We start from the raw sequence: 24,158 nt of genomic DNA on the forward strand, positions 1-24,158 counted from the left end.
GCCCGGGCCGCTGTGGCCCAGACCTGTTATGGCGCACCGAGCTTAGCCGCCGCCGGGCCGGCCGGCCCGGCGGGCACCGGCCGGAATCCCGGGAACCCCGGGAACGGGGTGCGGCGCCGTCCTCCGGGAGCCGCCGGCCACCGCGGGCCCGGCGGCCCGGCGGCCCGGGAGGTCACGACAGCCAGCCGTTCTGCACCGTCCGCACCCCCGCCTGGAAGCGGCTCCTGGCCTCCAGCCGCTCCATCAGGCCGGACACGATCCGGCTCACCGACCGCACCGACATGCCCAGATGGTGGGCGATGGCCTCGTTCTTCTTGCCGGCCGCCATCAGCACCAGCACCTCGCGCTCCACCCCGGTGGGCGCCGGGTCGGCCTCCCGCTGCTCCTCGGTGAAGGGCAGCGCCCGCTCCCAGTAGTGCTCGAACAGCCGCATGAGAAAACCCAGCACCGCCGGGTCCCGCACCAGCGCCACCCCGCTGCGCGGACGCTCCGGGTCGAGCGGCAGCATGGCGCAGTTGCGGTCGTAGACGAGGATCCGGGAGGGCAGCAGACCGGTGCTGCGCACCTCCGCGCCGGCCGCCGTGATCTTCTCCGCGAGATGGACGGTGGCCCGGTTGCTGCGGGCCTGGTGCTCGAAGAGGGTGCGCATCACCACCCCGCGGGCCAGGATCTCCAGATCGAGCGGCAGCGCGGCGCGGATCGCCTGTTCGCTGTGGCCGCTGCCGGGATGCATGGTGTCCAGCGAGCGCGAGCAGGTGCGGGCCAGATCGTCTATCACCGCCCGTATGTGGTCGATGCCCTCGACGATCTCGATATTGCTGCGCGCCGACCGCATGGAGCGCGCCTCCAGATAGTCACCGGTCAGCGCGTGCAGCCGGGCCCGGGTGGCGGCCAGCGCGATGCGCCGCTGCAGGATGTCCTGCTCGGCCGGGCCCAGCAGTTCGTCGGCGGCGCTCTCCGGGCTGATCGCCACCCAGCCGCCGCCGGGGGAGCGGCGCAGCAGGCCCAGCGCGGACAGCTTGCGCTCGGCCTCGTTCACCGTGTCCAGGCCGGCGTCCAGACGTGTGGCAAGTTGTGCGGACGAGTCCGTGGGATGGATCACGCGTTCCCGGTAGACTCGCGTGGCCATCGCATCGATTTCGTCCGGTTCCTGCACGTTTCTCTTCCTCGCTGGCTTCCCTGCGGCGCGTCGGCCGTGTGGCGTCAACCTGCCAGGCATCAGGACGCCACAGCAAGTGTCTCGACTTCCGGGGCCGGACTGGTGAACATCGAGTCACCAGCACATCCCCCGCTGGAATCGTGGATTTCGGGAGAGGGACCAGTGAAGAAGATAGCCCTGAGTGCCGCGGCTGCGCTGGCCGTGGTGGTGGCCCTCGCGGGCCCGGCCCAGCCGGCCGGGCAGAACGAGTTCGCCGGACCACCCTCTTCGCAGCAGCAAGGGACGGCGGCGGGTTCGCCCACCGTCAGCTCCCAGAGCAACCTCTGGGACTGATTCCCACACCCCGGTGACCCGTCGGCACCCCCTACCCCCCACATCCGCCGCCGGGAGCCGCTCCCACCCCACGAACCGCACCAGTCCGCGACGATTCGCTCACTGTCTGTTTCCCCCGTCAGATGATGAAGTCAGTACAAGGAGGCGGTCCGTTGGCTCCCCGTACGCCGACCGCCATCCTGCTCAGCCCGACGCCCGCCATGGTGCGGGCGGCCCGGGACGCCGGGGCCCGCAGCCTGGTCCTGGCGCCCGACCTCTCCGCTCCCCCCGTGCGAGAGGCGGTGCTGGCGGCTGACGACGCGATCGCCGTGGACTGGTGCAACCACCCCCGGTTGCTGGCCGCGATCGGGCACTTCTCCGACACCCCCCAGCGGATACCGGCCCCCGGCCGGCGCGCCTCGGTCTTCGGCTTCGACGAGGCCGGCGCGCTGGTGGCGGCCCGGGCCAACGAGGCCCTGGGTCTCCCCGGCAATCCGCACGCCGCTGTCGCCTACCTGACGGACAAGGCGGCACTGCGGGACCGCGTCAACCGGCTCGCCGCAACCCCCGTGCGGTTCGAGCGATGTGACCGGGCCGCGGGTCTGGTGCCGGCTGCCGAACGAGTCGGCTTCCCCTGTGTGGTAAAGCCCCGCACCGGCTCGGCGGGCCAGGACGTCCACATGCTGCACGGTGCAGCGGAGGCCCACGCACTGGCCCGGCAGTCGGCACCCGACGCGGCACTCATCGTCGAGGAGTATCTGGCCGGCCCGGAGTTCACCGTGGAGGCGCACTCCCGGGCCGGCCGGCACACCCTGCTGGCGGTCAGCCGCACCCACACCACGGGTGCCCCGGACTGCGTGGTCACCGGCCACGACCTCCCGGCCCGGCTCGGCGGCCGGCTGCACGAGGAGATCGCCGCCCTGGTGGAGATCACCCTGGACGCGGCCGGCCACCGCCACGGCCCGTCCAGCACCGAGATCATCATCACCGGGCGGGGCCCCGCCCTGGTGGAGTCGCACGCCCACCCGGCCTCCGACCGGATGGGCGAGCTGCTCGCCCTGGCCACCGGCACGGACCCGTACGCGCTGGCCTACACCACCGTGCTGGACCTGCCCCGGCCCGCGTACCAGAGCCATCACCGCCGGTACGCCGCGGTGCGCTATCTGCCGCCCGTGGCGGGCCGGACGCCGGACCCCGGCCGGCTGGCCGCGGTGCGTGCCGTACCGGGCGTCATATCGGTGGAGCCGCCGGTGTGCCCGCCACCCCCCGACAGCCATGCACCGGCGGCCTCCAGCCGGGTCGCCGGGCATGGCGCGATCACCGCGACGGCGGACAGCCCGCAGGACCTCAGCCGGGTGCTGCGGGAGATCCAGGACCGTCTGCGCGACACCGCCCTGGCATCCTCCAAGGAAGAGGAGCTCAGTGCCGTCTGACGTGCTGTCCCCACCGGCCCTGCCGAGCACCCCCAAACCCCGCACCGATCTGCTGATTCCGTCCCATGTCATGGAACGCCGCGACGCCTTCGGCAGCGTCCGGCAGCGCGGCGTCATCGGCGCCCTGGACGTCCGGGGCATCGAGACCGGCCATGTGCTGCGGCACTCCCGCACCGACGAGGCCGAGGTGCGCCGTCAGGTGCGGCTGCTGTGCGAGCGGGACGGCCCGGCGACCGAGCCGCTGCTGCTGGCCGCGCCGGACGTCGGCGGCTACCGCAGCTGGCTGGACGAGGCGGCCGGCACCGAGCCCGGAGCGGTGCTGGAGACCCCGGACGGCGGCGAGCTGCTGCTGTGGGGGTGCCGCGGCGAAGGGGCCGCCCGGCCGCCGGCGCTGGGCCCGGTGCTGCTGATGGACGGGCACCACCGGCTGGAGGCCGCCCGGCGGCTGGCCGCCCGGGCCGAGCCGGCCGCCCGCGACGACCGCAACGACCGCGGCGGCTGCGCCGGCCGGGCCGGGCCGGCCGGCGCGTCGGCCGGCCGCACCGACTGGCGGCGGCTGCCCGCGCTGGTGGTGGACCACGCCCGGCACCCGCTGACCCTGTCCGCCACCCACCGGGTGCTGCCCGGCCTGGACCTGCCCCGCGCGGTGCGCACCGCCGGCCGTTTCGCCCAGGTGCGGCGGCGTCCCGCGGCGGGCGCCGGTTCCCCGGCCGCCCTGCTGCCGGGCCCCGCCCGCGGCACCTTTCTGCTCGCCGGAGACGGCCAGGTCTGGGAGGTCTCCGGCATCTCCTTCACCGTGCTGGCCAGCCGGCTGCGCACCTTTCCGCCGGAGTGGGCGGAGCTGGAGGCGGCGGTCAGCGACCATGTGCTGATCCCGCTGCTCTGCGAGGACCAGGGGCTTGTGCCCACCCCCCGCTACACCACGGCCGCCGCGGTCCCGGCCCCCGGCGAGGTGGGGCTGATCCTGCCCGCGCCCACCTGGAACCAGGTGTGGGCGGGGGCGGCCAACGGTTCCGGCATGCCGTACCGGAGCACCAGTGTCGGTCCCCGGCCCATTCCCGATCTGCTGGCCTATCTGAGCTGACCGCGGCCCCGCCCCACCCGTCCGCCCCGCCCCACCCGTCCGCCCCGTCCGCCCCGTGCGCCCGCTCGTCGGGCGGGCGGGGCGGCGGCCGCGGTGCCCCCGTCTCCTCCCCGGGCGCCCTCCCGGCGGCCGTGCTGCGGCCTCACACGGGGCATCCGCGCAGCTCAAGACAGCTCACCTCCACGGCGGCCACCGGGTGAGAGCAAGGTTTCGCCCGTGTCACCTCCAGCCACAGCGGCGAAATGCTCGGTCCTTACCTTCGGGCAGCAACAAGCCGCAAGAGCTGCTCTACCCACGTGGAGGCCCGCATGTCAGCCCCGACGACCACACCCGCCCGCCGCAGCGGGCGCTGGATCGAGGAGTGGGACCCGGAGAACGAGGAGTTCTGGGAGCGCACCGGCAAGAAGATCGCCAAGCGGAACCTGGGCTTCTCCATCTACGCCGAACACATCGGATTCTCGGTCTGGAGCATGTTCGCCGTCCTCGGCCTCTTCATGGGGCCGGAGTACGGCATCGACCCGGCCGGGAAGTTCTTCCTGGTGGCGGTCGCCTCCGCGGTCGGTGCCGCGCTGCGGGTCCCCTACGGATTCGCGGTGGCCCGCTTCGGCGGCCGGAACTGGACGATCTTCAGCACCGCCGTGCTGCTGATCCCCGCCACCGCCCTGCTGGTGGTCATGGAACCGGGGACCTCGTACACCACCTTCATGATCGTCGCAGTCTTCACCGGCGTCGGCGGGGCCAACTTCGCCTCCTCGATGGCCAACATCAACAGCTACTACCCCAACCGGCTCAAGGGCTGGGCGCTGGGCATGAACGCCGGCGGCGGCAACATCGGCGTGCCGGTGGTCCAGTGGATGGCCCTGCTGGTGATCTTCCTGGTGGGCACCGGGTCCCCGCGGGTGCTGATCGCCATCTACCTGCCGCTGATCCTGACCGCGTCCTTCTTCGCCATCCGCCGCATGGACAACCTCGCGACGGCACGCAACGACACCGGCGCCTCCAAGGAGGCGGTGCGGCAGGGCCACACCTGGATCATGTCCTTCCTCTACATCGGGACCTTCGGCTCCTTCATCGGCTACAGCTTCGCCTTCGGCCTGGTGCTCACCAACCAGTTCGACCGCACCCCGCTGGAGGCCGCCTCGATCACCTTCATCGGCCCGCTGCTCAGCTCGCTGATCCGTCCGGTGGGCGGCAGTCTGGCCGACAAGTACGGCGGCGGCCGGGTCACCCTGCTCAACTTCGCGCTGATGATCGTCTTCTCCGGCGGGGTGGCCGCGGCCTCGGTCATGGAGTCGCTGCCGCTCTTCGTGGCCAGCTTCATCGTGCTCTTCCTGCTGACCGGCATCGGCAACGGCTCCACCTTCAAGATGGTCCCGGGCATCTACCTGGCCAAGGCCCGGGCCCAGGGCATGACCGGGCAGGCGGCCCAGCTCTACGCCCGGCGGCTGGGCGGTGCCTCCATGGTGATCATCGGTTCGGTCGGCGCCTTCGGCGGCCTGGGCATCAACCTCGCCCTGCGCCAGTCCTTCCTGTCCTCCGGCAACGGGACCGCGGCCTTCATCGCCTTCTGCGCCTTCTATGTGCTCTGCCTGGCCGTGACCTGGGCCGTATACATCCGCAGGCGGCCCGCGGCTCCGGCGGCGGGCGGCGAGGGTGCGACCGCGACCAGCGAACAGCAGCCCGTGTTCGCGGGTGTGTGACACGCCACAGCCTGCTGTAACACGCGGGAAATCACGAGGAACCGAGCCCGTCACCCCGAGTTGACAGGCTCGGTTCTTCGTACCGAACGGGCAGAGCGGATACGACCATGCAGCAGCATCACCCCCACAGCCACACCCCCAGGGAACGGGCTCCGGCCGCGGAGCCCCGGGGACACTCCGGCACCATCCGGCCGCTCGACGGCTTCACCGTCGGCGTCACCGCGGCCAGACGCGCCGACGAGCTGGGAGCCCTGCTGAAACGGAGGGGCGCCGCCGTCCTGCACGCACCGGCCCTGCGGATCGTGCCGCTGTCGGACGACGACCAGCTGCTCGCCGCCACCCGCCAGCTGATCGAACGCGCCCCGGACGTGGTGGTGGCCACCACCGCCATCGGCTTCCGCGGCTGGGTGGCCGCGGCCGACGGCTGGGGACTCGGCGAGGCACTGCTGGAGACCCTGGGCAAGGCCCAGGTGCTGGCGCGCGGCCCCAAGGTGCGCGGCGCCATCCGGGCCGCCGGGCTGACCGAGGAGTGGTCGCCGCAGTCCGAATCCATGGCCGAGGTGCTCCAGCACCTGCTGGACTCCGGGGTGGACGGCCGCCGGATCGCCCTCCAGCTGCACGGCGAGCCGCTGCCGGGCTTCATCGACACCCTGCGGGCCGGCGGCGCGCAGGTGGTGGAGATCCCGGTCTACCGCTGGATGCCGCCGGAGGATGTGACACCGCTGGACCGGCTCATCGACGCCGTGCTGTGCCGCGGCGTGGACGCGCTCACCTTCACCAGCGCACCCGCCGCGGCCTCGCTGCTGGCCCGGGCCGCCGAGCGCGGCGAGGAGGAGGACCTGCTGGCGGCGCTCCGCGCCGAGGTGCTGCCGGCCTGTGTGGGACCGGTGACCGCGCTGCCGCTCCAGGCCCGGGACGTGCCGGCCCGGCATCCGGAACGCTACCGGCTGGGACCGCTGGTGCAGCTTCTGTGCAACGAGCTGCCCGCCCGCACCCGGCCGCTGCCGGTGGCCGGCCGCACCCTGGAGATCCGCGGCCACGGGGTGGTGGTGGACGACGAGCTGCGGCTGGTGCCGCCGGCCGGCATGGCGCTGCTGCGCGCCCTGGCCCGCCGGCCGGGCTGGGTGGTCTCGCGCGGCGAGCTGCTGCGCACCCTGCCGGGCGCCGGGCGGGACGAACACGCGGTGGAGACCGCCATGGCCCGGCTGCGCTCCGCCCTGGGCCACCCCAAGCTGATCCAGACCGTGGTCAAGCGCGGCTACCGGCTCGCCCTCGACCCCGCCATGGACGGCCAGAAGTACGCCGGCTGATCCAGGCCCAGGCCCAGGCCCAGGCCCCCGGACGGCGGGGCGGCGGGGCGGCGGGCCGGTTTCGCACGCGGAATGTCCGGCCACGATTACGGTTGGTCACCCTCACCGGAAAAGGGCGATCGCTGCGTCGCAGGTGAGGCGCGGGTTCGTCGCTGTGGGTGTACGGTGGACGGCTGCCCTGTCGAGCAGCAGAAGGGGGCCGAGCCTTGGACGTCCGGGAGCGCGAGATCCGCGAGGAGCAGCGGCACTTGGACCGCGTGTACCGGCGGCTGGAGGAGAAAATCCACGAGGCCGAGTTCCTGGTGGACGACGCCGCCCAGCGCTTCCGGGTCGGCACACCCGGCGCGCTCGCCGAACGGGACGCCCAGGTCTACCAGGCCGGCCGGCATCTGCACCGCCTCAACCGCGAGTTCGAGGACTTCCTGTTCGGCCGGATCGACCTGCTCGCCGGCAAGGACGGGGAGCGCGGCCCGGACGGCGCCCACACCTCCGTCGAGCCCGCGGACGACGCCGTCCGCGAGGAGAACGGCGAACGCACCGCCCGGATCGCCGAGACCCTGCACATCGGCCGCCTCGGCGTGCTGGACGCCGACTACGTCCCCCTGGTCATCGACTGGCGCGCCCCGGCCGCCGCGCCCTTCTACCGGGCCACCCCCGTCGAGCCCGGCCGGGTGGTGCGGCGCCGCGTCATCCGCTCCCGGGGCCGCCGGGTGCTGAGCGTCGAGGACGATCTGCTCCGGCCCGAGCTGCGGGCCCTGCTCGACGGCGACGAACTCCCGGTGGTCGGCGACGGCGCCCTGATGGCCTCGCTCGGCCGCGCCCGCGGCCACGCCATGCACGACATCGTGGCCTCCATCCAGGCCGAGCAGGACCGGGTGATCCGGGCCCCCGCCGTCTCCGTCACCGAGGTCACCGGCGGCCCCGGCACCGGCAAGACAGCGGTCGCCCTGCACCGCGCCGCCTACCTCCTCTACCAGGACCGCCGCCGCTATGCCGGCGGCATCCTGGTGGTCAGCCCCACCCCGCTGCTGGTCTCCTACACCGAGGGCGTGCTGCCCTCGCTCGGCGAGGAGGGCCAGGTGGTGATCCGCGCCCTGGGCTCGCTGGTGGAGGGCGTGACGGCCGACTCCTACGACCCCCAGCCGGTGGCCCGGATCAAGGGCTCGGCCCGGATGGCCAGGGTGCTGCACCGGGCGGCCCGCGGCGCCGTGCAGCTCGGCGAGCACCCCGGCCGGCTGCGGGTGGTGGCCTTCGGCGCCCGCGTCGAACTGGACGCGGAGGAGCTGAAAGGTATCCGCGACGCGGTGCTCGGCGGCACCGCACCGGTCAATCTGCTCCGCCCGCGCGCCCGCCGCCTGCTGCTGGACGCGCTGTGGCGGAAGTCCGGCGGCCCCCGCCGCTTCCCGGACCCGGAGCTGGCCGCCGAGGCCCGGGAGGCGTTCGGCGAGGACGTCGGCACCGAGCCCGCCTTCCTGGACTTCCTGCACGCCTGGTGGCCGGAGCTGACCCCGCTGGGCGTGCTCACAGCCATGTCCGACCCCGACCGGCTGTCCCGCTGGTCGCGCCGGGTGCTGCGGCCCGGCGAGGTCCGGCTGCTGGCCCGCTCGCTGCGCCGCGTCCGGCCGGACGGCGGCGGCCTGTCCGCGCACGATGTGGCGCTGCTGGACGAGCTGCGCACCCTGCTCGGCACCCCCGCCCGGCCCGCCCGGCCCCGGGAGGCCGACCCGCTGGACCAGCTCACCGGCCTGGAGGAGGTCACCACCTACGCCGAGCGGATGGCCGCGGCCCGCCGGGAACGCAACGGCGAGGCCGGCCGCGCCGCCGGCCGGGAGCGCGCCGGCTATGCGCACATCATCGTGGACGAGGCCCAGGACCTCACCCCGATGCAGTGGCGGATGCTGGGCCGGCGCGGCCGTCAGGCCACCTGGACCGTGGTCGGCGATCCGGCGCAGTCCTCCTGGACCGAACCGGAGGAGGCCGCCGCCGAGCGGGCCGCGGCGCTGGGCAGCCGCCCGCGCCGCTCCTTCGAGCTGACCGTGAACTACCGCAATCCGGCGGAGATCGCCGAGGTCGCCTCCCGGGTGCTGGCCAGGGCCATGCCCGGCGCCCGGCCGCCCCGGGCGGTGCGGGCCACCGGCACCCGGCCCGCCTTCGCCGCCGCCGCGCGGGCGGCGGCGGGCCGGGCCGGCGGCCCGGCCGAGGAGGCCCGGGCGGCGGTCCGGGCCCTGCTGGAGGAGGTGGAGGGCACGGTCGGCGTGGTGGCCGCCATGCACCGCCGCGAGCAGGCCCGCGGATGGGTGGCCGGCCTCGGCGACCGGGTGGTGGCGCTCGGCAGCCTGGAGGCCAAGGGGCTGGAGTACGACGCCACGCTGGTGGTCTCCCCGGCGGAGATCGCCCGGGAGTCCCCGGCCGGACTGCGCACCCTGTATGTGGCGCTGACCCGGGCCACCCAGCGCCTCATGGTGCTGTCCCTGCCCGACGACGAGCCGGATCCGTCCGGCGCGGTCCCGGCGCTGCTGCGGCCCTGACCCGGCCCTGACCCGGCCCTGACCCGGCCCGGCGGCCCGGGCCCGGTCCGGAAGGCGGAATATGTCCCGGACCGCGGCTGTTGTACCGCTCGAAGGGCCGCGGACCGCGGGGAAGGACCCGGCGCGCGTGACGGCATCGCCGGATCGCCCCCCGGTTTGTTAGCCTTTCGGTGGCACCGGTTCGTTCCATGCCCCCGGGCCCAACCTTCGTCGCTTCGAGCGACCACTTGCCGCGAGGCGAGCTGGCGGGCCGGTGCCTTGGCTTGTGTTGACGGCCCGCACACCCTCGGGTGTGCGGGCCGTCACCCGTTCGAGGGCCTGTGCGCCGGCCGGGCCGCCGGACAGGGCGCGTCGGCGTGGTCGCGGTCGCCCGCGCAGCAGGCGCACACCCCGTGCCGTACCGCCCCGCTCAGCGGCTCGATGGAGCGGACCGTCCCGGTGCCCGCGCAGGGCACGCACGGATGCCCGCCGCGGTCCGTGCCGCGCCGCCCCCGGCCGCCGCCGGCGAGATACTCGCGTGCCGAGGCCGCCGCGCCCGCCCGCGCATAGCGGTCCGCGTCCCTGCCCATGACCGCCACCTCCCGGGGGCCCGCCCGCCGGTCCGTCCCGGTGCCGTCGTGCCGTGCTTCTGCCGGCCGGTCACCCTATACCGTCCGGGCGGGCGCTCCGGATGTGCCGGATGAGGTTGTTGAAGGGGCGTGGCGCGCCGCGGGCCCGGCGGGCAGACTGAGCGCATGACGGCGGGGCGCCCGCGGCCGGGCCGCCGGCACCGGAGAGCGCCGGCTCGGAAGGGTGGCCAATGAGCGCGGATCACGACTGCCTGCGGCCGGTGGATCCCGGCCTCGTCGGCGTGCGCCCCTGTCCGCGGTGCCGGCAGCGGACGGTGCGGCTGCCCGGCCGCACCGAGCCGCTGTGCCTGGACTGCTTCGCCGAGGAGCGCACCGCCTACGAGCGCATGCTGATCGCAGGCGGCCGCCCGGTGGCCGCGCAGATCGCCGGCCCCGCATGCCCGGGCTGCGGCTCCGCGGACGTGGACGCGGACGGCCGCACCTGGTGGTGCCGAGGCTGCGGCATCGTCTCCGGAGTGGCCTGCGGCTGCGCCGGTGGCGCGCCGCCCCTTGCGTAGGCTGGGACACCGGACCACGGGGAACCGGCCGCCTGCACCGGCCGGCGGAGCACAGCGAAAGTGAAGGACTGCTATGGCAACGGCGCCCAGCGTTTCGTACTCCATGACGATCAGGCTGGAGGTGCCGGCCGGCGGCCCGGCGGTCAGCCAGATCACCACCGTGGTGGAATCCTCCGGCGGCCATGTCACCGGCCTGGACGTCACCGCCTCCGGTCATGAGCGGCTGCGCATCGACGTCACCATCGCCGCCAGCTCCACCGCGCACGCCGAGGAGATCGTGCAGAAGCTGCGCGGCATAGACGAGATGGATGTGCAGAAGGTCTCCGACCGGACCTTCCTGATGCACCTCGGCGGCAAGATCGAGATGACCTCCAAGCACCCCATTCGCAATCGCGACGACCTCTCCATGGTCTACACCCCGGGCGTGGCCCGGGTCTGCACCCAGATCGCCGCCAATCCGGACGACGCCCGCCGGCTCACCGTCAAGCGCAACAGCGTGGCCGTGGTCACCGACGGCTCGGCCGTGCTGGGCCTGGGCAACATCGGCCCGGCCGCCGCGCTGCCGGTGATGGAGGGCAAGGCCGCCCTGTTCAAGCGCTTCGCCGGGATCGACGCCTGGCCGCTGTGCCTGGACACCCAGGACACCGACACCATCGTGGAGGTGGTCAAGGCCATCGCCCCGGGCTTCGCCGGCATCAATCTGGAGGACATCTCGGCGCCGCGCTGCTTCGAGATCGAGGCCCGGCTGCGCGAGGCCCTGGACATCCCGGTCTTCCACGACGACCAGCACGGCACCGCCATCGTGGTGCTGGCCGCGCTGCACAACGCGCTGCGGGTGGTCGGCAAACGGCTGGAGGACGTGCGGGTGGTGATGTCCGGCGCGGGCGCGGCCGGCACCGCCATCCTCAGGCTGCTGCTGGCCGCCGGGGTCAAGCACGCGGTGGTCGCCGACATCCTGGGCGTGGTGCACGCCGGCCGGGCGGATCTGGCCCAGGCGGACGGGGACGCCCCGCTGCGCTGGATCGCCGACAACACCAACCCCGAGGGCATGACCGGCACGCTGAGCGAGGCGGTGGCCGGCGCGGACGTGTTCGTCGGCGTCTCCGCGCCCAATGTGCTCAGCGGCGCGGACGTGGCGGCCATGGCGGACGGGGCGATCGTGTTCGCGCTTGCCAATCCCGACCCCGAGGTGGACCCCGCGGTGGCGCGGCGGACCGCGGCCGTGGTGGCCACCGGCCGCTCGGACTTCCCCAACCAGATCAACAACGTGCTGGTCTTCCCCGGGGTCTTCCGGGGCCTGCTGGACGCCCAGTCGCGGACGGTGGACACCTCGATGATGCTGGCGGCGGCCCGTGCCCTGGCGGATGTGGTGACCGAGGAGGAGCTGAACGCGAACTACGTCGTGCCCAGCGTGTTCAACGAGCGGGTGGCGGGCGCGGTGGCCGGTGCCGTCCGTGCCGCCGCCACGGCCCCCGCGGCCGGGACCACCGCCGGCGGCACCGTCTGACCGGCAGACAGCCGGTCGCGGTCCTGCGGCGCGTCGGGGAGAACCGCCGGACCGGTCCCCTTTAGGGTTTCCGCAGGTGTCGGACTGGCCCAGGCCGCACCTCGGGGGCAGGATGCGTTCCGGGCGCGAGGTCGGCGCACGGTCGCCGGCACGCGGACCCCGCCCCCGGGACTGTCAGTGGTCCCTGGCAGGATCGCACCGTCTGCAATCTGCAAGATGAACGCGTCCGGCCCGGCGTCCGGGCCAGCCGGCCCTCGCGGGTGCGCGGTGCCCTGTGCGGCGCCCGTACCGGCAGGCCAGGGCGTGTTCCTCCCCCGGGCTCCGCCAGGGGGGTACCCCCACCCCCGCCGCCACGGCGGGGGGTAGCACGCAAGGAGTTTTCGATGAACCGCAGCGAGCTGGTGGCCGCTCTGTCGGAGCGCGCCGAGGTGACCCGCAAGGACGCCGACGCCGTGCTCTCAGCGCTGGCCGAGGTGACCGGAGAGGTCGTCGCCAAGGGTGACGAAAAGGTCACCATCCCCGGCTTTCTGACCTTCGAGCGCACCCACCGCGCCGCCCGCACCGCGCGCAACCCGCAGACCGGTGAGCCCATCCAGATTCCGGCGGGTTACAGCGTGAAGGTCACTGCGGGCAACCGCCTCAAGGAGGCCGCCAAGGGCAAGTGAGCCCGGGGGTTCACCCGTCGCGTCCGCCGGGCGGTCCGCGCCCGGCGGACCGTCCGGCGGACCGTCCGGCGGCGTTTCCGGCCGTTCCGGACGAACCGCGGGCGATGTCCCGCCCCGCCCTCCCGCCGGGGCCGTCAAGCCCGGTGTCACCATGGCGTTCACCCGTGGCCATGGCATGCCCCGGCCCGTTGGGGCACCGGCCCCGGGGGCCCCGGGGTTCCTCCGGGAGTGGCTCCCGCCCCGGCCTGGAATGGGGAATCATGGCTCCATGACCGAGGCGTCGTCACTAGCCGGCCGGCTCCTGGTGGCCACCCCGGCGCTGGCCGATCCGAACTTTCTGCGCTCCGTGGTGCTGATGCTGGACCACGACGGCGAAGGCGCCCTCGGGGTGATTCTCAACCGTCCCACCCCGGTCGGGGTGGCCGAGGTGCTGGAGCCCTGGGCGGATCTCGCGGGCGAGCCGGGGGTGGTGTTCCAGGGCGGCCCGGTGGCCCTGGACGCGGCGCTGGCCCTGGCCGTGGCCCCGGGCGAGAGCCCGCTCGGCTGGCGGCGGGTGCACGGCTCGATCGGACTGGTGGATCTGGAGGCGCCGCCCGAGGTGCTGGCGGCCGAGGTGGGTTCGCTGCGGGTGTTCGCCGGATACGCCGGCTGGGGTGCCGGGCAGCTCGAACGCGAGCTGGACGAGGGCGCCTGGTATGTGGTCGATTCCGAGCCCGGCGATGTCTCCGCCCCCGACCCGGAACGGCTGTGGCGGGCGGTGCTGCGCCGGCAGCGCAGCAACCTCGCCCTGCTGGCCACGTACCCGGATGACCCGTCGCTGAATTAGTCTTGGGCACCATGAGCACTCTTGAGCCCGAGCGCGGGGCGGGCACCGGCACGCTTGTCGAGCCGACCCCGCAGACGACGCACGGCGATGGCGACCACGAGCGCTTCGCGCACTATGTCCAGAAGGACAAGATCATGGCGAGCGCCCTGGACGGCACCCCCGTCGTGGCGCTCTGCGGCAAGGTCTGGGTGCCCAGCCGGGATCCGAAGAAATACCCGGTCTGCCCCCAGTGCAAGGAGATCTACGAGTCCATGAGCTTCGGCGGCGGCGGCAAGGACGGCGACAAGAAGTAGCCGCCCCGGCCACCCGCCTGCCGCGTGGGCGGGCGGGCCGGGCGCGCCCCCGCGGGGACACGCCCGGCCGGAGCACCGCAGACCGTGTCTGTGCGTGTCTGGGTCTCCGCGTGTCCGCGCGCGGGCCGGACCGGACCGGATCACCGGTCCGGGTGATGTCCCGGTTGCCCGCATGATCCCCTTCGCCAGGGGACTGCTGCCCGGCCGTTTTGACCCGCAGTTTCCGTAATTTTCTTGCGTCCGTTTGCGTCAGGCTTGCGGCCATGGCGCGGCGACTGGCCCAGGTGGCGGCCTTTGTCCGATGCAAGCCCCGGCCCAGGGGCGTTCCCGGCGGGCCGCCGGGGGACGCCGCAGCCGCAATGAATGCTGCTCGCGCCGTAGACATGACAACATCTCCCTGTAATTCTCTGGCAGCCGCACAGCAAAAAACCGCCTGTGAGTTGTCAAGGCCCCGGCAATGGGGCCGCGAGATCGGGGACAGGACGGCCTGCCCGTGGGCCTGCCCCAGCCCGCGTTCTTCACCGGCGCCGGCAAGGAGGCCGACGACGCGGCCCGCGCCGAGCACGCCACCATGCCGGTGGAGAACTTCCGGGCGTACACCGGCCACCCGGTGCCGGGCAAGGCAGAGCCGCCCAGGGCACAGGAGATCTACAAGGTCCTGGACAACGTGATGTCCGGCGTGCTGACCAATGAGGACGCCGACCCGCAAGGACTGCTGGACACCGCCGAGCGGCGGGTGAACCAGGTTCTGGCCGGCCAGTGACACCGCACCGGCGGACCGGCCGAGCCGCCGGTCCGCCGCCGCGTCCCGGCCCCGCCGTCCCGGCCCCAGGATCTCCAGGAGAGACCATGTCCGCCCTCGTACTGCCCCGCGGCGGCACCGCCCCCGCCCGTGGGACCGGCGCACCGCAGGCCGCCGCCGGCTTGCCGCCGCCGTCCGGCGCCGGCTGACCGCCCATGGCTTTCCGAACCGGCGCCGTGCTCTGCTTCGGCTTCTTCTCCTGGTACCCGATGGTGCGGGAGCTCCTGCCGGCGATCCAGCTGCTGCCGCCGGTCGCCTCGGTGCTGGTCTTCACATACCTCTACGGCCCCGGCCACGGCCTCCGTCCCGCGCTCTGCCCCGGCGCGCTCCGCCGCCCGCCGCATGACCTGCCCGGGGGCCGGAGAACCGGTCTCGGTACGCGGCCACCCCGGACACCTGGCGGCCGGGAAAATATGCCAGAGTTGCCATTCTCCGACCGGGAGCACGTACCGTACGGCTCAACAGCCGGGCCGACCGCTTGAAGGGGCGCTGGATTGAGCACGCACGCACCGCATGCACCGGGCACGGCGCAGCCCGTCGCGCTCCCGGCCACGCTGGACGAGGCGGTGGCCGCCCTGGCCGCGCAGCCCGCCGCCGTCCCGGTCGCGGGCGGCACCGATCTGATGTGCGGCGTCAACGCGGGCCGGCTGCGCCCCGCCGCCCTGATCGGCCTGGGCCGGCTGAAGGAACTGCGCGGCTGGGAGTACCAGGACGGCCACGCCCTGCTGGGCGCCTGCCTCACCCACGCCCGCATGGGCCGCCCCGACTTCGCGGTGCTGATGCCCGGCCTGGCCGCCGCCGCCCGCGCCGCCGGTCCGCCGCAGGTGCGCAACGCGGGCACCCTGGGCGGCAACATCGTGACCGCCGCGGCGGCCGGCGACACCCTGCCGGTGCTGGCCGCCCTGGAGGCCGGGCTGCTGGTCAGCGGCGCCAGAAAGGGCGACCGGGAGATCCCGGTGAGCCATCTGCTGGCCGGCCGCGACCGGCTGCGCGCCGGTGAACTGCTGACCCATGTACGGGTGCCGCTGCTGCACGCCCCGCAGACCTTCCTCAAGGCCACCGGCCGCACCGGCCCCGGCCGGGCCACCGCCTCGGTGGCCGTGGTGCTGGACCCGGCCCGCCGCGAGGTGCGCTGCGCGGTCGGGGCCATCGCCTCCATCCCGCTGCGTCCGCTGGACGCCGAGCGCTGGGTGGCCTCGCTGGTGGACTGGGACGGCAAACGCGGGCTGGCGCCGGACGTGCTGACCGCCTTCGGCGAGTATGTCGCCATGGCCTGCATCCCCGATCCCGACCCGGAGCGCGGGCAGGGCGGCGAGCTCCCGCCCGCGATGCTGCATCTGAGGCGTACCGTGGCAGCACTCGCGCGCCGTGGACTTGGGAGGGCCCTGTCGTGAGCAGCGAGCAGTACCCGGACCCGGGCGTCCCCACCCCGCAGACCGGCTGGGGGGCGGGCGGCGGATACGACGCCGAGGCCACCGCCTTCATAAAAATGCCGCGCGGGCCGGTGCCGGACGGCGATCCGGGCACCGATCCGCTGGCCGCGCCGGGACAGGGCTACCGGCCGCCGGAGATCGCCGAGCCGACCCTGCCCGCCGGCCCGGACCGGGCCGACGAGGCCGGCGGCCCGCCGATGACCGCGGCGGCCACCACCGACCCGGCCGGCACCGGCCAGTGGACGCTGCCGTTCGGCACGGCCGCGGGCCCGGTGCCCGGCCCGGCGCGGCCCCCGGCACCGGGCACCGGCGCGACGGCCGCCGGGCGGGCCGCCGCCATGGGCCAGGGCGCCGCGGCGGCGCTGGCCGGGGCGCACCAGGTGCGGGGCGCAACGGCCCCCCGCGACGGCGGCGAGCCGGCCCTCGCCCAGGCGGGCCCGCGGGACGGCCGGCCCGAGCCGGTCATCGGCGAGCCGTGGTCGCATCCGGCCCAGGACGGCGCCGGCCGTTACCCGGACGACGCCGGGGTGCCGGAGCACGGTCAGGCCGGCGATCCGCCGGAGAGTCCCCGGCTGCCCGGGCGCTTCGGCGGCCCGTCCGACGAGACCCTGGCCGGCACCGAGCGCCTCGATTTTGCGGACCTCCCCGGCCTGCCCGGGCCGCCCGCCCCCGGAGAACGGGCCGGTGACAACGGGACCGACGCCGACAGCGCCGGCAGCGCCGACAGCGCAGACAACGCAGACAACGAGGCCGGCACCGGCCACAGCAACCACCCGGTGGTCTCCTATGTGCTGACCGTCAACGGCGTCGACCGCCCGGTCACCGACGCCTGGGTCGGCGAGTCCCTGCTCTACGTGCTGCGCGAGCGCCTCGGCCTGGCCGGCGCCAAGGACGGCTGCTCGCAGGGCGAGTGCGGCGCCTGTTCGGTGCAGCTCGACGGCCGTCTGGTGGCCGCCTGCCTGGTGCCCGCCGCCACCGCCGCCGGCACCGAGATCCTCACCGTGGAGGGGCTGGCCGACAACGGCGCACCCTCCGATGTGCAGCGGGCGCTGGCCGCCGGTGCCGTGCAGTGCGGCTTCTGCCTGCCCGGCATGGCCATGGCCGTGCACGACCTGCTGGAGCGCAATCACGCGCCGACCGAACTGGAGGCCCGCCAGGCGCTGTGCGGCAACCTCTGCCGCTGCGCCGGCTACCGGGACGTGCTGGAGGCGGTCCGCACCGTGGCCGCCGGGCGGGCCGCCCGCCATCACCACCCCCACCAGGACGACGGCGGGGAGCCGGCGGCGGGCGGCGGCGGGGACGGCGGCGGCCCGCCGGGACCGCACATTCCGCACCAGGGCGGCGGCGGACGGCCGGACACCGGAAACAGCGGCGGCACCGGCGGAACGGGGACGGGAGGCGCATCGTGACGGAGCCGAGGACCGAGGGCCCGGCCGCGGGCGGCGGCAGCGTCGGCGGCACGGTCACCGTGACCCCGGCCGGCGCCGCCCCCGGCACCGCGGAGGGCGCCGCCCCCGACGGCCCGCCGCACGGCATCGGGGCCTCGGTCCCGCCCGCCGACGCCGAGGCCAAGGCCTGCGGGGTCTACCCGTACACCGCCGACCTGTGGGCCGAGGGCCTGCTCTGGGCCGCCGTGCTGCGCTCCCCGCACCCCCGCGCCCGGATCAAGGGCATCGACACCGCGCCCGCCGAGGCCATGCCCGGGGTGCAGGCCGTGGTCACCCACCGGGATGTGCCGGTGGCCGGCGCCACCCTGGGCCGCCGGGTGGCCGACCGGCCGCCGCTGGCCTCGGACGCCGTCCGCTACCACGGCGAGCCGATCGCCGCGGTGGCCGCCGACCACCCCGACACCGCCCGGCTGGCCGCCGCCGCCATCGCCGTCGACTACGAGACCCAGGAGGCGGTCACCGACCCGGAGCAGGCGTTCGCCGCCGGACCGCTGCATCCGGACGGCAATGTGCTGCGCCATATCCCGCTGCGCCACGGCGACGCCTCGGCCGTCGGCGAGGTGGTGGTCGAGGGCCTGTACCGGATCGGCCGGCAGGACCCGGCGCCGATCGGCGCCGAGGCCGGACTGGCCGTGCCCCGGCTGGACGGCGGGGTGGAGCTGTACACCGCCGCCACCGACCCGCACACCGACCGCGATCTGCTGGCCCGCTGCCTGGGCCTGGAAGCCGACCAGGTCAAGATCTATGTCACCGGGGTGCCCGGCGCCTGCGCCGACCGGGAGGACCCGGGCGTGCAGCTTCCGCTGGCGCTGCTGGCCATGCGCACCGGCAGTCCGGTGAAGCTGGCCGCCACCCGCGAGGAGTCCTTCCTCGCCCACCCGCACCGGCACCCGACCCTGCTGCGCTACCGGCACCACGCGGGCCGGGACGGCAAGCTGGTCAAGGTCGAGGCCGAGCTGCTGATGGACGGCGGCGCCTACGCCGACGACTCGGCCGAGGCGCTGGCCGCGGCGGTGTCCTTCGCCGCCGGGCCCTATGTGGTGCCCAACGCGGTGATCGACGGCTGGGTGGTGCGCACCAACAACCCGCCCTCCGGGCATCTGCGCGGCGAGGGCGCGCTCCAGGTGTGCGCGGCCCATGAGGCGCAGATGGACCGGCTCGCCGCCGAGCTGGGCCTGGACCCGGTGACGGTCCGCGAGCGGAATGTGCTGGCCACCGGCGATGTGCTGCCCATCGGCCAGACCGTGACCTGCCCGGCGCCGGTGCGCGAGCTGCTGGCGGCGGTCAAGGAGGCGCCGCTGCCGCCGCTGCCCAAGGAGCTGCCGCCGGAGGACTGGCTGCTGCCGGGCGGCCCGGAGGGCGCGGGGGAGCCGGGCGCGGTGCGCCGCGGTGTGGGGTACGCCCTGGGCATGGTGCACATGCTGGGCGCGGAGGGCACCGACGAGGTCTCCACCGCCACGGTCAAGGTGGAGGGCCCGGTGGCCACCGTGCTCTGCTCGGCCGTGGACACCGGGCAGGGCTTCGCCACCCTGGCCCGGCAGATCGTCCAGGAGGTGCTGGGCGTGGACGAGGTCCGGGTGGCGCCGGTCGACACCGACCAGCCGCCGGCCGGGCCGGGCGCCCGGGGCCGCCACACCTGGGTCTCCGGCGGCGCGGTGGAGCGGGCCGCGAAAATGGTGCGCACCCAGCTTCTCCAGCCGCTGGCCAGCAAGTTCGGCATGTCCCCCGAACTGCTGGAGATCGCCGACGGCAAGATCACCTCCTATGACGGGGTGCTGTCCACGACGGTGGCGGAGGAGCTGGAGGGCAAGGAGCTGTGGGCCACGGCGCAGTGCCGCCCGCATCCGACCGAGCCGCTGGACGCCACCGGGCAGGGCGACGCCTTTGTCGGCATGGCCTTCGCCGCGGTGCGCGCCGTGGTGGACGTGGACGTGGAGCTGGGCACGGTGCGGGTGGTCGAGGTGGCGCTGGCGCAGGACGTCGGCAAGCTGCTCAATCCCCGCCAGGTGCGGGCGCGCATCGAGGCGGGCATCACCCAGGGCGTGGGCGCGGCGCTGAGCGAGCATCTGCGGGTGGCCCGCGGGACGGTCCGCCGCCCCGACTTCGCCGACTACGCCCTGCCCACGGCGCTGGACGTGCCGCACATCCGGATCGTGGCGCTGCTGGAGGAGCGTGATGTGGTGGCGCCGTTCGGCGCCAAGTCGGTGAGCGCGGTGCCGGTGGTGGTGACCCCGGCGGCCATCGCCGCGGCGGTCCGCGCCGCCACCGGCCGCCCCGTCAACCGCCTCCCCATCCGCCCGCAGACCGCCGCGGTCACCGGCCCGGCCTGACGCCGCCACCGCCCACCGCTCACCGCCTGCCGCTCACCGCCTTCCGGCCTAGGCCCGGGGGCGGAGGGGAAGACGGGACGAAAAGCCATGGGCGAGCGGGGTGGTCGGTCCTTACCGTGTCCCCATGAGCGAACTCCGGGCCGGCGCCGGCCCCGCTGAACCCGACGGCGCCGGCATATCCCGCCCCGCCGCCGGGGTGCAGCCGCAGGATCTTCCGCCCGTCCCCGCCGGGACGGGCGGCGTCATGAGTCCGCGCTACCGCGCGCTCACCCTCGGCTCGGTCAGTGTGATCCTGCTGATCGCCTTCGAGGCCATGGCCGTCGGCACCGCCATGCCCGCCGCCGCCGGGCAGCTGGACGGCGTCTCCCTCTACGCCTTCGCCTTCGCCGGGTACTTCACCACCAGCCTGCTCGGCATGGTGGTCTCCGGCCAGTGGTGCGACCGGCGCGGCCCGCTGGCCCCGGTCACGGTCGGCATCGGCTGTTTCTCCGGCGGCCTGCTGCTGTCCGGACTCGCCCAGTCCATGCTGGTCCTGGTGCTCGGCCGGGCCGCCCAGGGGGTGGGCGGCGGGCTGATCATCGTGGCGCTCTATGTGCTGGTGCGCCGGGCCTACCCCGAGCATCTGCGCCCCTCGGCACTGGCCGCGTTCTCCGCCGCCTGGGTGGTGCCCGCCCTGGTCGGACCGGTGATCGCCGGCACCGTCACCGAACATCTCGGCTGGCGCTGGGTGTTCCTCGGCATCACCGTGCTGGTGCTGCTGCCGCTGCTGGTCATGCTGCCCGCGCTGCGCCGCACCACCGAGGAGGCCCGGCGCGAGCAGGACGGCGGCACCGCCCCGCCCTTCGACCGCCGGCGGCTGCGGCTGGCGCTCGCCGTCTCGGCCGGCGCCGGGCTGCTCCAGTACGGGGGCCAGGAACTGCGCTGGCTCTCCGTGCTGCCGGTGGCCGCCGGACTCGCCCTGCTGGCCCCGGCCGCGCTGCGGCTGCTGCCCCGCGCCACCTTCTGGGCCGGGCGTGGCCTGCCGTCGGTGATCCTGCTGCGCGGCCTGGTCTCGGCGGCGTACATGGTGGCGCAGACCTTTGTCCCGCTGATGCTGGTCACCCAGCGCGGGCTGTCCGTCACCACGGCCGGGCTGGCGCTCGCCGCCGGCGGCCTGACCTGGGCCTTCGGTGCCTGGCTGCAGGCCAGGCCACGGCTGGAGCCGCACCGTTCGACGTTGGTCACCAGCGGCACCGTGCTCAATGTGCTGGGCATCGCCGCCACCCCGCTGGTGCTGCTGGACGCGGTGCCGGTCTGGCTGCCGCTGCTCACCATCGGCCTGTCCTGCTTCGGCATGGGGCTGGTGGTGGCCTCGGTCGGGGTGCTGGTGCTGCGGCTGTCCGCCCCGGCCGAGGCGGGCGGCAATGTGGCCTCGCTCCAGGTCTGCGACGGCCTGCTCAATGTGGTGACCCTGACCACCGTGGGCACCGCCTTCGCCGCGCTGGGCGGCGGCGCCACGGCCGCCTCGCACACCGCGGACGCGGCGGCCACGGTCGGCCCCGCCGCCTTTGTCACCGTCTACGCCGCCGCCACCGCCGCCGCCCTCCTCGCCATCGCCGTCTCCCGCCGCACCCGCGTGCCCTGAGAATCCCGCAGTCGGTACTACGCAGGGGTCACTTCTGGTACCTTCGCGGTATGGCTATGAATCTGCGGCTGCCGGAAGAGGTCCAGGAATCCCTGCGGCGACGTGCCGAGGCGGAAGGGCGCAGCATGCACGCGATAGTGGTCCAGGCAGTGGAGCGGTATCTCGCGGAGGAAGCCGACCGCGCCACGGTGCGCAGGCTCGGGGCCAAGTACGCGGCCCGGCATGCCGATCTCCTGCGCAGGCTGGCGGAGTAGCGGTGAAGTACCTGACGCTTCAGGAGGCCCTTGACCTCGCCCAGCCGGCCTGTGGGGCGCAGGACGTGGCGGTACGGGACCCAGGGCTGCTGTCCTCCGCGCTGCACCGTCCGCAAGCGGCCATGTTCGGTGTGGAGGCCTACCCGGACCTGTTCGGCAAGGCGGGGGCTCTGTTGCAGTCCCTGGCGGTGCACCATCCCCTCGTCGACGGGAACAAGCGCACCGCATGGCTGTGCACCGCGGTGTTTCTCGACTTCAACGGTGCCGATATGGCCGATGTCGATCAGGACGAGGCGTACGACCTGGTCATCGCGGTCGCCGGGGGCAAGGTGGAGGATGTTCCGGTCATCGCCCGGGCGCTGCGCCGGCTCCACGAAGCCATGTGAGGCCGGCCGCAGCCGCCGGGCGGCGGGTGGTGCGCCGGGAGGCGCGGGGACGGGGCGGGTAGGCTGTCGCGGTCCGTTTGGCAGGGACCGAGCTTGCGAGGATCGTGACTACCACCGGTGCTTCCAGCGCTTCTCACTCCCACCACCTGTCCCCGGCCTTCCCCGGCCGGGCGCCATGGGGCACCGCGGGGAAGCTGCGGGCCTGGCAGCAGGCCGCGATGGACCGCTATCTCCAGGCCCAGCCCCGCGATTTCCTGGCCGTGGCCACCCCCGGCGCCGGGAAGACGACCTTTGCGCTGACCCTGGCCTCCTGGCTGCTGCACCACCATGTGGTGCAGCAGCTCACCGTGGTCGCCCCCACCGAGCATCTGAAGAAGCAGTGGGCCGAGGCCGCCGCCCGGATAGGGATCCGCCTGGACCCGGAGTACAGCGCCGGCCCGCTCGGCAAGCAGTACCACGGCGTGGCCGTGACCTACGCGGGCGTGGGCGTCCGGCCGATGCTGCACCGCAACCGCTGCGAGCAGCGCAAGACCCTGGTCATCCTGGACGAGATCCACCACGCCGGGGACAGCCGCTCCTGGGGCGAGGCCTGCCTGGAGGCGTTCGAGCCGGCCACCCGGCGGCTGGCCCTCACCGGCACCCCGTTCCGCTCGGACACCAACCCCATCCCGTTCGTGGAGTACGCCGAGGACGCGGAGGGACTGCGCAGGTCGGTCGCCGACTACACCTACGGCTACGGCAACGCGCTCGCCGATCATGTCGTCCGCCCGGTGATCTTCCTCTCCTACAGCGGCAACATGCGCTGGCGCACCAAGAGCGGGGACGAGCTGGAGGCGAAGCTCGGCGAGCCGATGACCAAGGACGCCACCGCCCAGGCCTGGCGCACCGCGCTGGACCCCAAGGGGGACTGGATCCCGGCCGTGATCGGCGCCGCCGACCGCCGGCTGAGCGAGATCCGGCGCTCCGTCCCGGACGCCGGAGCGCTGGTGATCGCCACCGACCAGGACAGCGCCCGGGCCTACGCCCGGCACATCAAGGAGATCACCGGTGAGAAGCCCACCGTGGTGCTCTCCGACGACGCCGGCGCCTCCGGCCGGATCGAGGACTTCCGCGAGTCGGACAGCCGCTGGCTGGTGGCGGTGCGCATGGTCTCCGAGGGCGTGGACGTGCCCCGGCTGATGGTCGGTGTCTACGCCACCACCATCTCCACCCCGCTGTTCTTCGCCCAGGCCGTGGGCCGCTTCGTCCGCTCCCGGCGGCGCGGCGAGACCGCCTCGGTCTTCCTGCCCACCATTCCCTCGCTGCTCGGCTTCGCCCATGAGATGGAGATCGAGCGGGACCATGTGCTGGACAAGCCCGCCCGGGGCGGCGAGGAGGACCCGTACGCCGAGGAGGACAGGCTCCTCAAGGAGGCCGAGCGGCAGCAGGACGAGGACACCGGCGAGCAGGACCAGCTGCCGTTCGAGGCGCTGGAGTCCGACGCCGTCTTCGACCGGGTGATGTACGACGGCGCGGAGTTCGGCATGCAGGCCCACCCGGGCAGCGAGGAGGAGCAGGACTATCTCGGCATCCCCGGCCTGCTGGAGCCGGACCAGGTCCGGATACTTCTCCAGAAGCGCCAGGCCCGGCAGATCGCGCACAGCCGCCGCCGGCCGGACGACGAGGCCGATCTGCTGGAGCTCCCGGCGGACCGGCGGCCGGTGGTCACCCACCAGGAGATGTCCGAGCTGCGCCGGGAGCTGCACGGTCTGGTGGGCGCCTACGCCCATCAGTCGGGCAAGCCGCACGGGGTCATCCACAACGAGCTGCGGCGGGCCTGCGGGGGGCCGCCGACCGCCCAGGCCAACGCCGGGCAGCTCCGGGCCCGGGTCGCCAAGCTCCGCGAGTGGGCCACCCGGATGCGCTGACCGCCCGGGGCCGGAAGGTCTCGAACAGGCT

20 protein-coding genes and 1 pseudogene are annotated in these 24,158 nt (G+C 74.5%); 19 read left to right on the forward strand and 2 right to left on the reverse strand.

Features of this window, described 5'->3' with window-relative positions:
• Positions 1-172: 172 nt before the first annotated feature.
• Positions 173-1,129, reverse strand: coding sequence for a helix-turn-helix transcriptional regulator (locus BM242_RS30910; protein ID WP_281254702.1), 957 nt, complete (start codon positions 1,127-1,129; stop codon positions 173-175).
• A 192-nt stretch (positions 1,130-1,321) separates the two neighbouring features.
• On the opposite strand from BM242_RS30910, the gene BM242_RS29595 reads away from it, so the two are divergent.
• The 6 genes from BM242_RS29595 (at position 1,322) to BM242_RS21270 (ending at position 9,526) form a co-directional block, all read left to right on the forward strand.
• Positions 1,322-1,492: a hypothetical protein gene (locus tag BM242_RS29595; protein WP_175541515.1), complete on the forward strand. Its 171-nt coding sequence runs from the start codon at positions 1,322-1,324 to the stop codon at positions 1,490-1,492.
• 152 nt (positions 1,493-1,644) lie between these two features.
• Positions 1,645-2,904 (forward strand): ATP-grasp domain-containing protein, encoded by a 1,260-nt coding sequence (locus BM242_RS21250; protein WP_093840498.1) that lies wholly within the window; start codon positions 1,645-1,647, stop codon positions 2,902-2,904.
• Positions 2,894-3,988, forward strand: coding sequence for a DUF1015 family protein (locus BM242_RS21255; RefSeq protein ID WP_175541516.1), 1,095 nt, complete (start codon positions 2,894-2,896; stop codon positions 3,986-3,988). Before BM242_RS21250 ends, BM242_RS21255 begins: the two co-directional genes overlap by 11 nt.
• A gap of 308 nt (positions 3,989-4,296) precedes the next feature.
• Positions 4,297-5,688 (forward strand): nitrate/nitrite transporter, encoded by a 1,392-nt coding sequence (locus BM242_RS21260; RefSeq protein ID WP_093840500.1) that lies wholly within the window; start codon positions 4,297-4,299, stop codon positions 5,686-5,688.
• Positions 5,689-5,795: 107 nt separating this feature from the next.
• Positions 5,796-6,998 (forward strand): uroporphyrinogen-III synthase, encoded by a 1,203-nt coding sequence (locus tag BM242_RS21265; RefSeq protein WP_093840501.1) that lies wholly within the window; start codon positions 5,796-5,798, stop codon positions 6,996-6,998.
• A 206-nt stretch (positions 6,999-7,204) separates the two neighbouring features.
• Positions 7,205-9,526 (forward strand): HelD family protein, encoded by a 2,322-nt coding sequence (locus BM242_RS21270; protein WP_093840502.1) that lies wholly within the window; start codon positions 7,205-7,207, stop codon positions 9,524-9,526.
• A 302-nt stretch (positions 9,527-9,828) separates the two neighbouring features.
• On the opposite strand, the gene BM242_RS21275 is transcribed toward BM242_RS21270, so the two are convergent.
• Positions 9,829-10,095 carry a hypothetical protein gene (locus BM242_RS21275; protein ID WP_093840503.1) on the reverse strand — a complete coding sequence of 89 codons (267 nt, stop codon included), beginning with the start codon at positions 10,093-10,095 and terminating at the stop codon, positions 9,829-9,831.
• 230 nt (positions 10,096-10,325) lie between these two features.
• Here BM242_RS21275 and BM242_RS21280 point away from each other — a divergent pair, with 230 nt between their 5' ends.
• From BM242_RS21280 to BM242_RS21345, 13 genes and pseudogenes are all read left to right on the forward strand, one after another.
• Positions 10,326-10,652 carry a hypothetical protein gene (locus tag BM242_RS21280; RefSeq protein ID WP_093840504.1) on the forward strand — a complete coding sequence of 109 codons (327 nt, stop codon included), beginning with the start codon at positions 10,326-10,328 and terminating at the stop codon, positions 10,650-10,652.
• 73 nt (positions 10,653-10,725) lie between these two features.
• A complete protein-coding gene (locus BM242_RS21285; RefSeq protein ID WP_093840505.1) occupies positions 10,726-12,159 on the forward strand; it encodes an NAD-dependent malic enzyme in 1,434 nt (477 codons plus the stop codon).
• 383 nt (positions 12,160-12,542) lie between these two features.
• Positions 12,543-12,824 carry an HU family DNA-binding protein gene (locus BM242_RS21290; protein WP_093840506.1) on the forward strand — a complete coding sequence of 94 codons (282 nt, stop codon included), beginning with the start codon at positions 12,543-12,545 and terminating at the stop codon, positions 12,822-12,824.
• Between the two features lie 268 nt (positions 12,825-13,092).
• Complete coding sequence (locus BM242_RS21295) at positions 13,093-13,650, forward strand: YqgE/AlgH family protein (RefSeq protein ID WP_093840507.1); 558 nt, start codon at positions 13,093-13,095, stop codon at positions 13,648-13,650.
• Between the two features lie 11 nt (positions 13,651-13,661).
• A complete protein-coding gene (locus BM242_RS21300) occupies positions 13,662-13,943 on the forward strand; it encodes a DUF3039 domain-containing protein (protein WP_093840621.1) in 282 nt (93 codons plus the stop codon).
• A 481-nt stretch (positions 13,944-14,424) separates the two neighbouring features.
• Positions 14,425-14,706: pseudogene (locus tag BM242_RS21305) on the forward strand (sugar ABC transporter substrate-binding protein); the annotation flags it as partial.
• A gap of 533 nt (positions 14,707-15,239) precedes the next feature.
• Positions 15,240-16,139, forward strand: coding sequence for an FAD binding domain-containing protein (locus tag BM242_RS21315; protein ID WP_093840508.1), 900 nt, complete (start codon positions 15,240-15,242; stop codon positions 16,137-16,139).
• On the forward strand, positions 16,136-17,587 hold the full coding sequence (locus BM242_RS30480) for a 2Fe-2S iron-sulfur cluster-binding protein (protein WP_245834370.1): 1,452 nt from the start codon (positions 16,136-16,138) through the stop codon (positions 17,585-17,587). Before BM242_RS21315 ends, BM242_RS30480 begins: the two co-directional genes overlap by 4 nt.
• 59 nt (positions 17,588-17,646) lie before the next feature.
• A complete protein-coding gene (locus BM242_RS21325) occupies positions 17,647-19,956 on the forward strand; it encodes a xanthine dehydrogenase family protein molybdopterin-binding subunit (protein ID WP_093840622.1) in 2,310 nt (769 codons plus the stop codon).
• Between the two features lie 124 nt (positions 19,957-20,080).
• A complete protein-coding gene (locus BM242_RS21330; protein ID WP_093840509.1) occupies positions 20,081-21,580 on the forward strand; it encodes an MFS transporter in 1,500 nt (499 codons plus the stop codon).
• 50 nt (positions 21,581-21,630) lie between these two features.
• Entirely contained in the window at positions 21,631-21,834 is a 204-nt protein-coding gene (locus BM242_RS21335; RefSeq protein ID WP_425443903.1) for an Arc family DNA-binding protein, read from the forward strand.
• Between the two features lie 2 nt (positions 21,835-21,836).
• Positions 21,837-22,220, forward strand: coding sequence for a type II toxin-antitoxin system death-on-curing family toxin (locus BM242_RS21340; RefSeq protein ID WP_093840511.1), 384 nt, complete (start codon positions 21,837-21,839; stop codon positions 22,218-22,220).
• A 104-nt stretch (positions 22,221-22,324) separates the two neighbouring features.
• Entirely contained in the window at positions 22,325-24,127 is a 1,803-nt protein-coding gene (locus BM242_RS21345) for a DEAD/DEAH box helicase (protein ID WP_093840512.1), read from the forward strand.
• The last annotated feature ends 31 nt before the right edge of the window (positions 24,128-24,158 follow it).

The organism is Streptomyces aidingensis, assembly GCF_900112355.1.
Taxonomy (GTDB): domain Bacteria; phylum Actinomycetota; class Actinomycetes; order Streptomycetales; family Streptomycetaceae; genus Streptomyces; species Streptomyces aidingensis.

What these genes read in the sequence shown, in the direction of transcription:
- BM242_RS21265 (WP_093840501.1), top strand. Translation starts at nt 5,796, where the DNA reads ATGCAGCAGCATCACCCCCACAGCCACACCCCCAGGGAACGGGCTCCG.
- BM242_RS21260 (WP_093840500.1), top strand. Translation starts at nt 4,297, where the DNA reads ATGTCAGCCCCGACGACCACACCCGCCCGCCGCAGCGGGCGCTGGATC.
- BM242_RS21285 (WP_093840505.1), top strand. Translation starts at nt 10,726, where the DNA reads ATGGCAACGGCGCCCAGCGTTTCGTACTCCATGACGATCAGGCTGGAG.
- BM242_RS21275 (WP_093840503.1), bottom strand. Translation starts at nt 10,095, where the DNA reads ATGGGCAGGGACGCGGACCGCTATGCGCGGGCGGGCGCGGCGGCCTCG.
- BM242_RS21280 (WP_093840504.1), top strand. Translation starts at nt 10,326, where the DNA reads ATGAGCGCGGATCACGACTGCCTGCGGCCGGTGGATCCCGGCCTCGTC.
- BM242_RS21300 (WP_093840621.1), top strand. Translation starts at nt 13,662, where the DNA reads ATGAGCACTCTTGAGCCCGAGCGCGGGGCGGGCACCGGCACGCTTGTC.
- BM242_RS21330 (WP_093840509.1), top strand. Translation starts at nt 20,081, where the DNA reads ATGAGCGAACTCCGGGCCGGCGCCGGCCCCGCTGAACCCGACGGCGCC.
- BM242_RS21295 (WP_093840507.1), top strand. Translation starts at nt 13,093, where the DNA reads ATGACCGAGGCGTCGTCACTAGCCGGCCGGCTCCTGGTGGCCACCCCG.
- BM242_RS21335 (WP_425443903.1), top strand. Translation starts at nt 21,631, where the DNA reads ATGGCTATGAATCTGCGGCTGCCGGAAGAGGTCCAGGAATCCCTGCGG.
- BM242_RS21290 (WP_093840506.1), top strand. Translation starts at nt 12,543, where the DNA reads ATGAACCGCAGCGAGCTGGTGGCCGCTCTGTCGGAGCGCGCCGAGGTG.
- BM242_RS30910 (WP_281254702.1), bottom strand. Translation starts at nt 1,129, where the DNA reads ATGGCCACGCGAGTCTACCGGGAACGCGTGATCCATCCCACGGACTCG.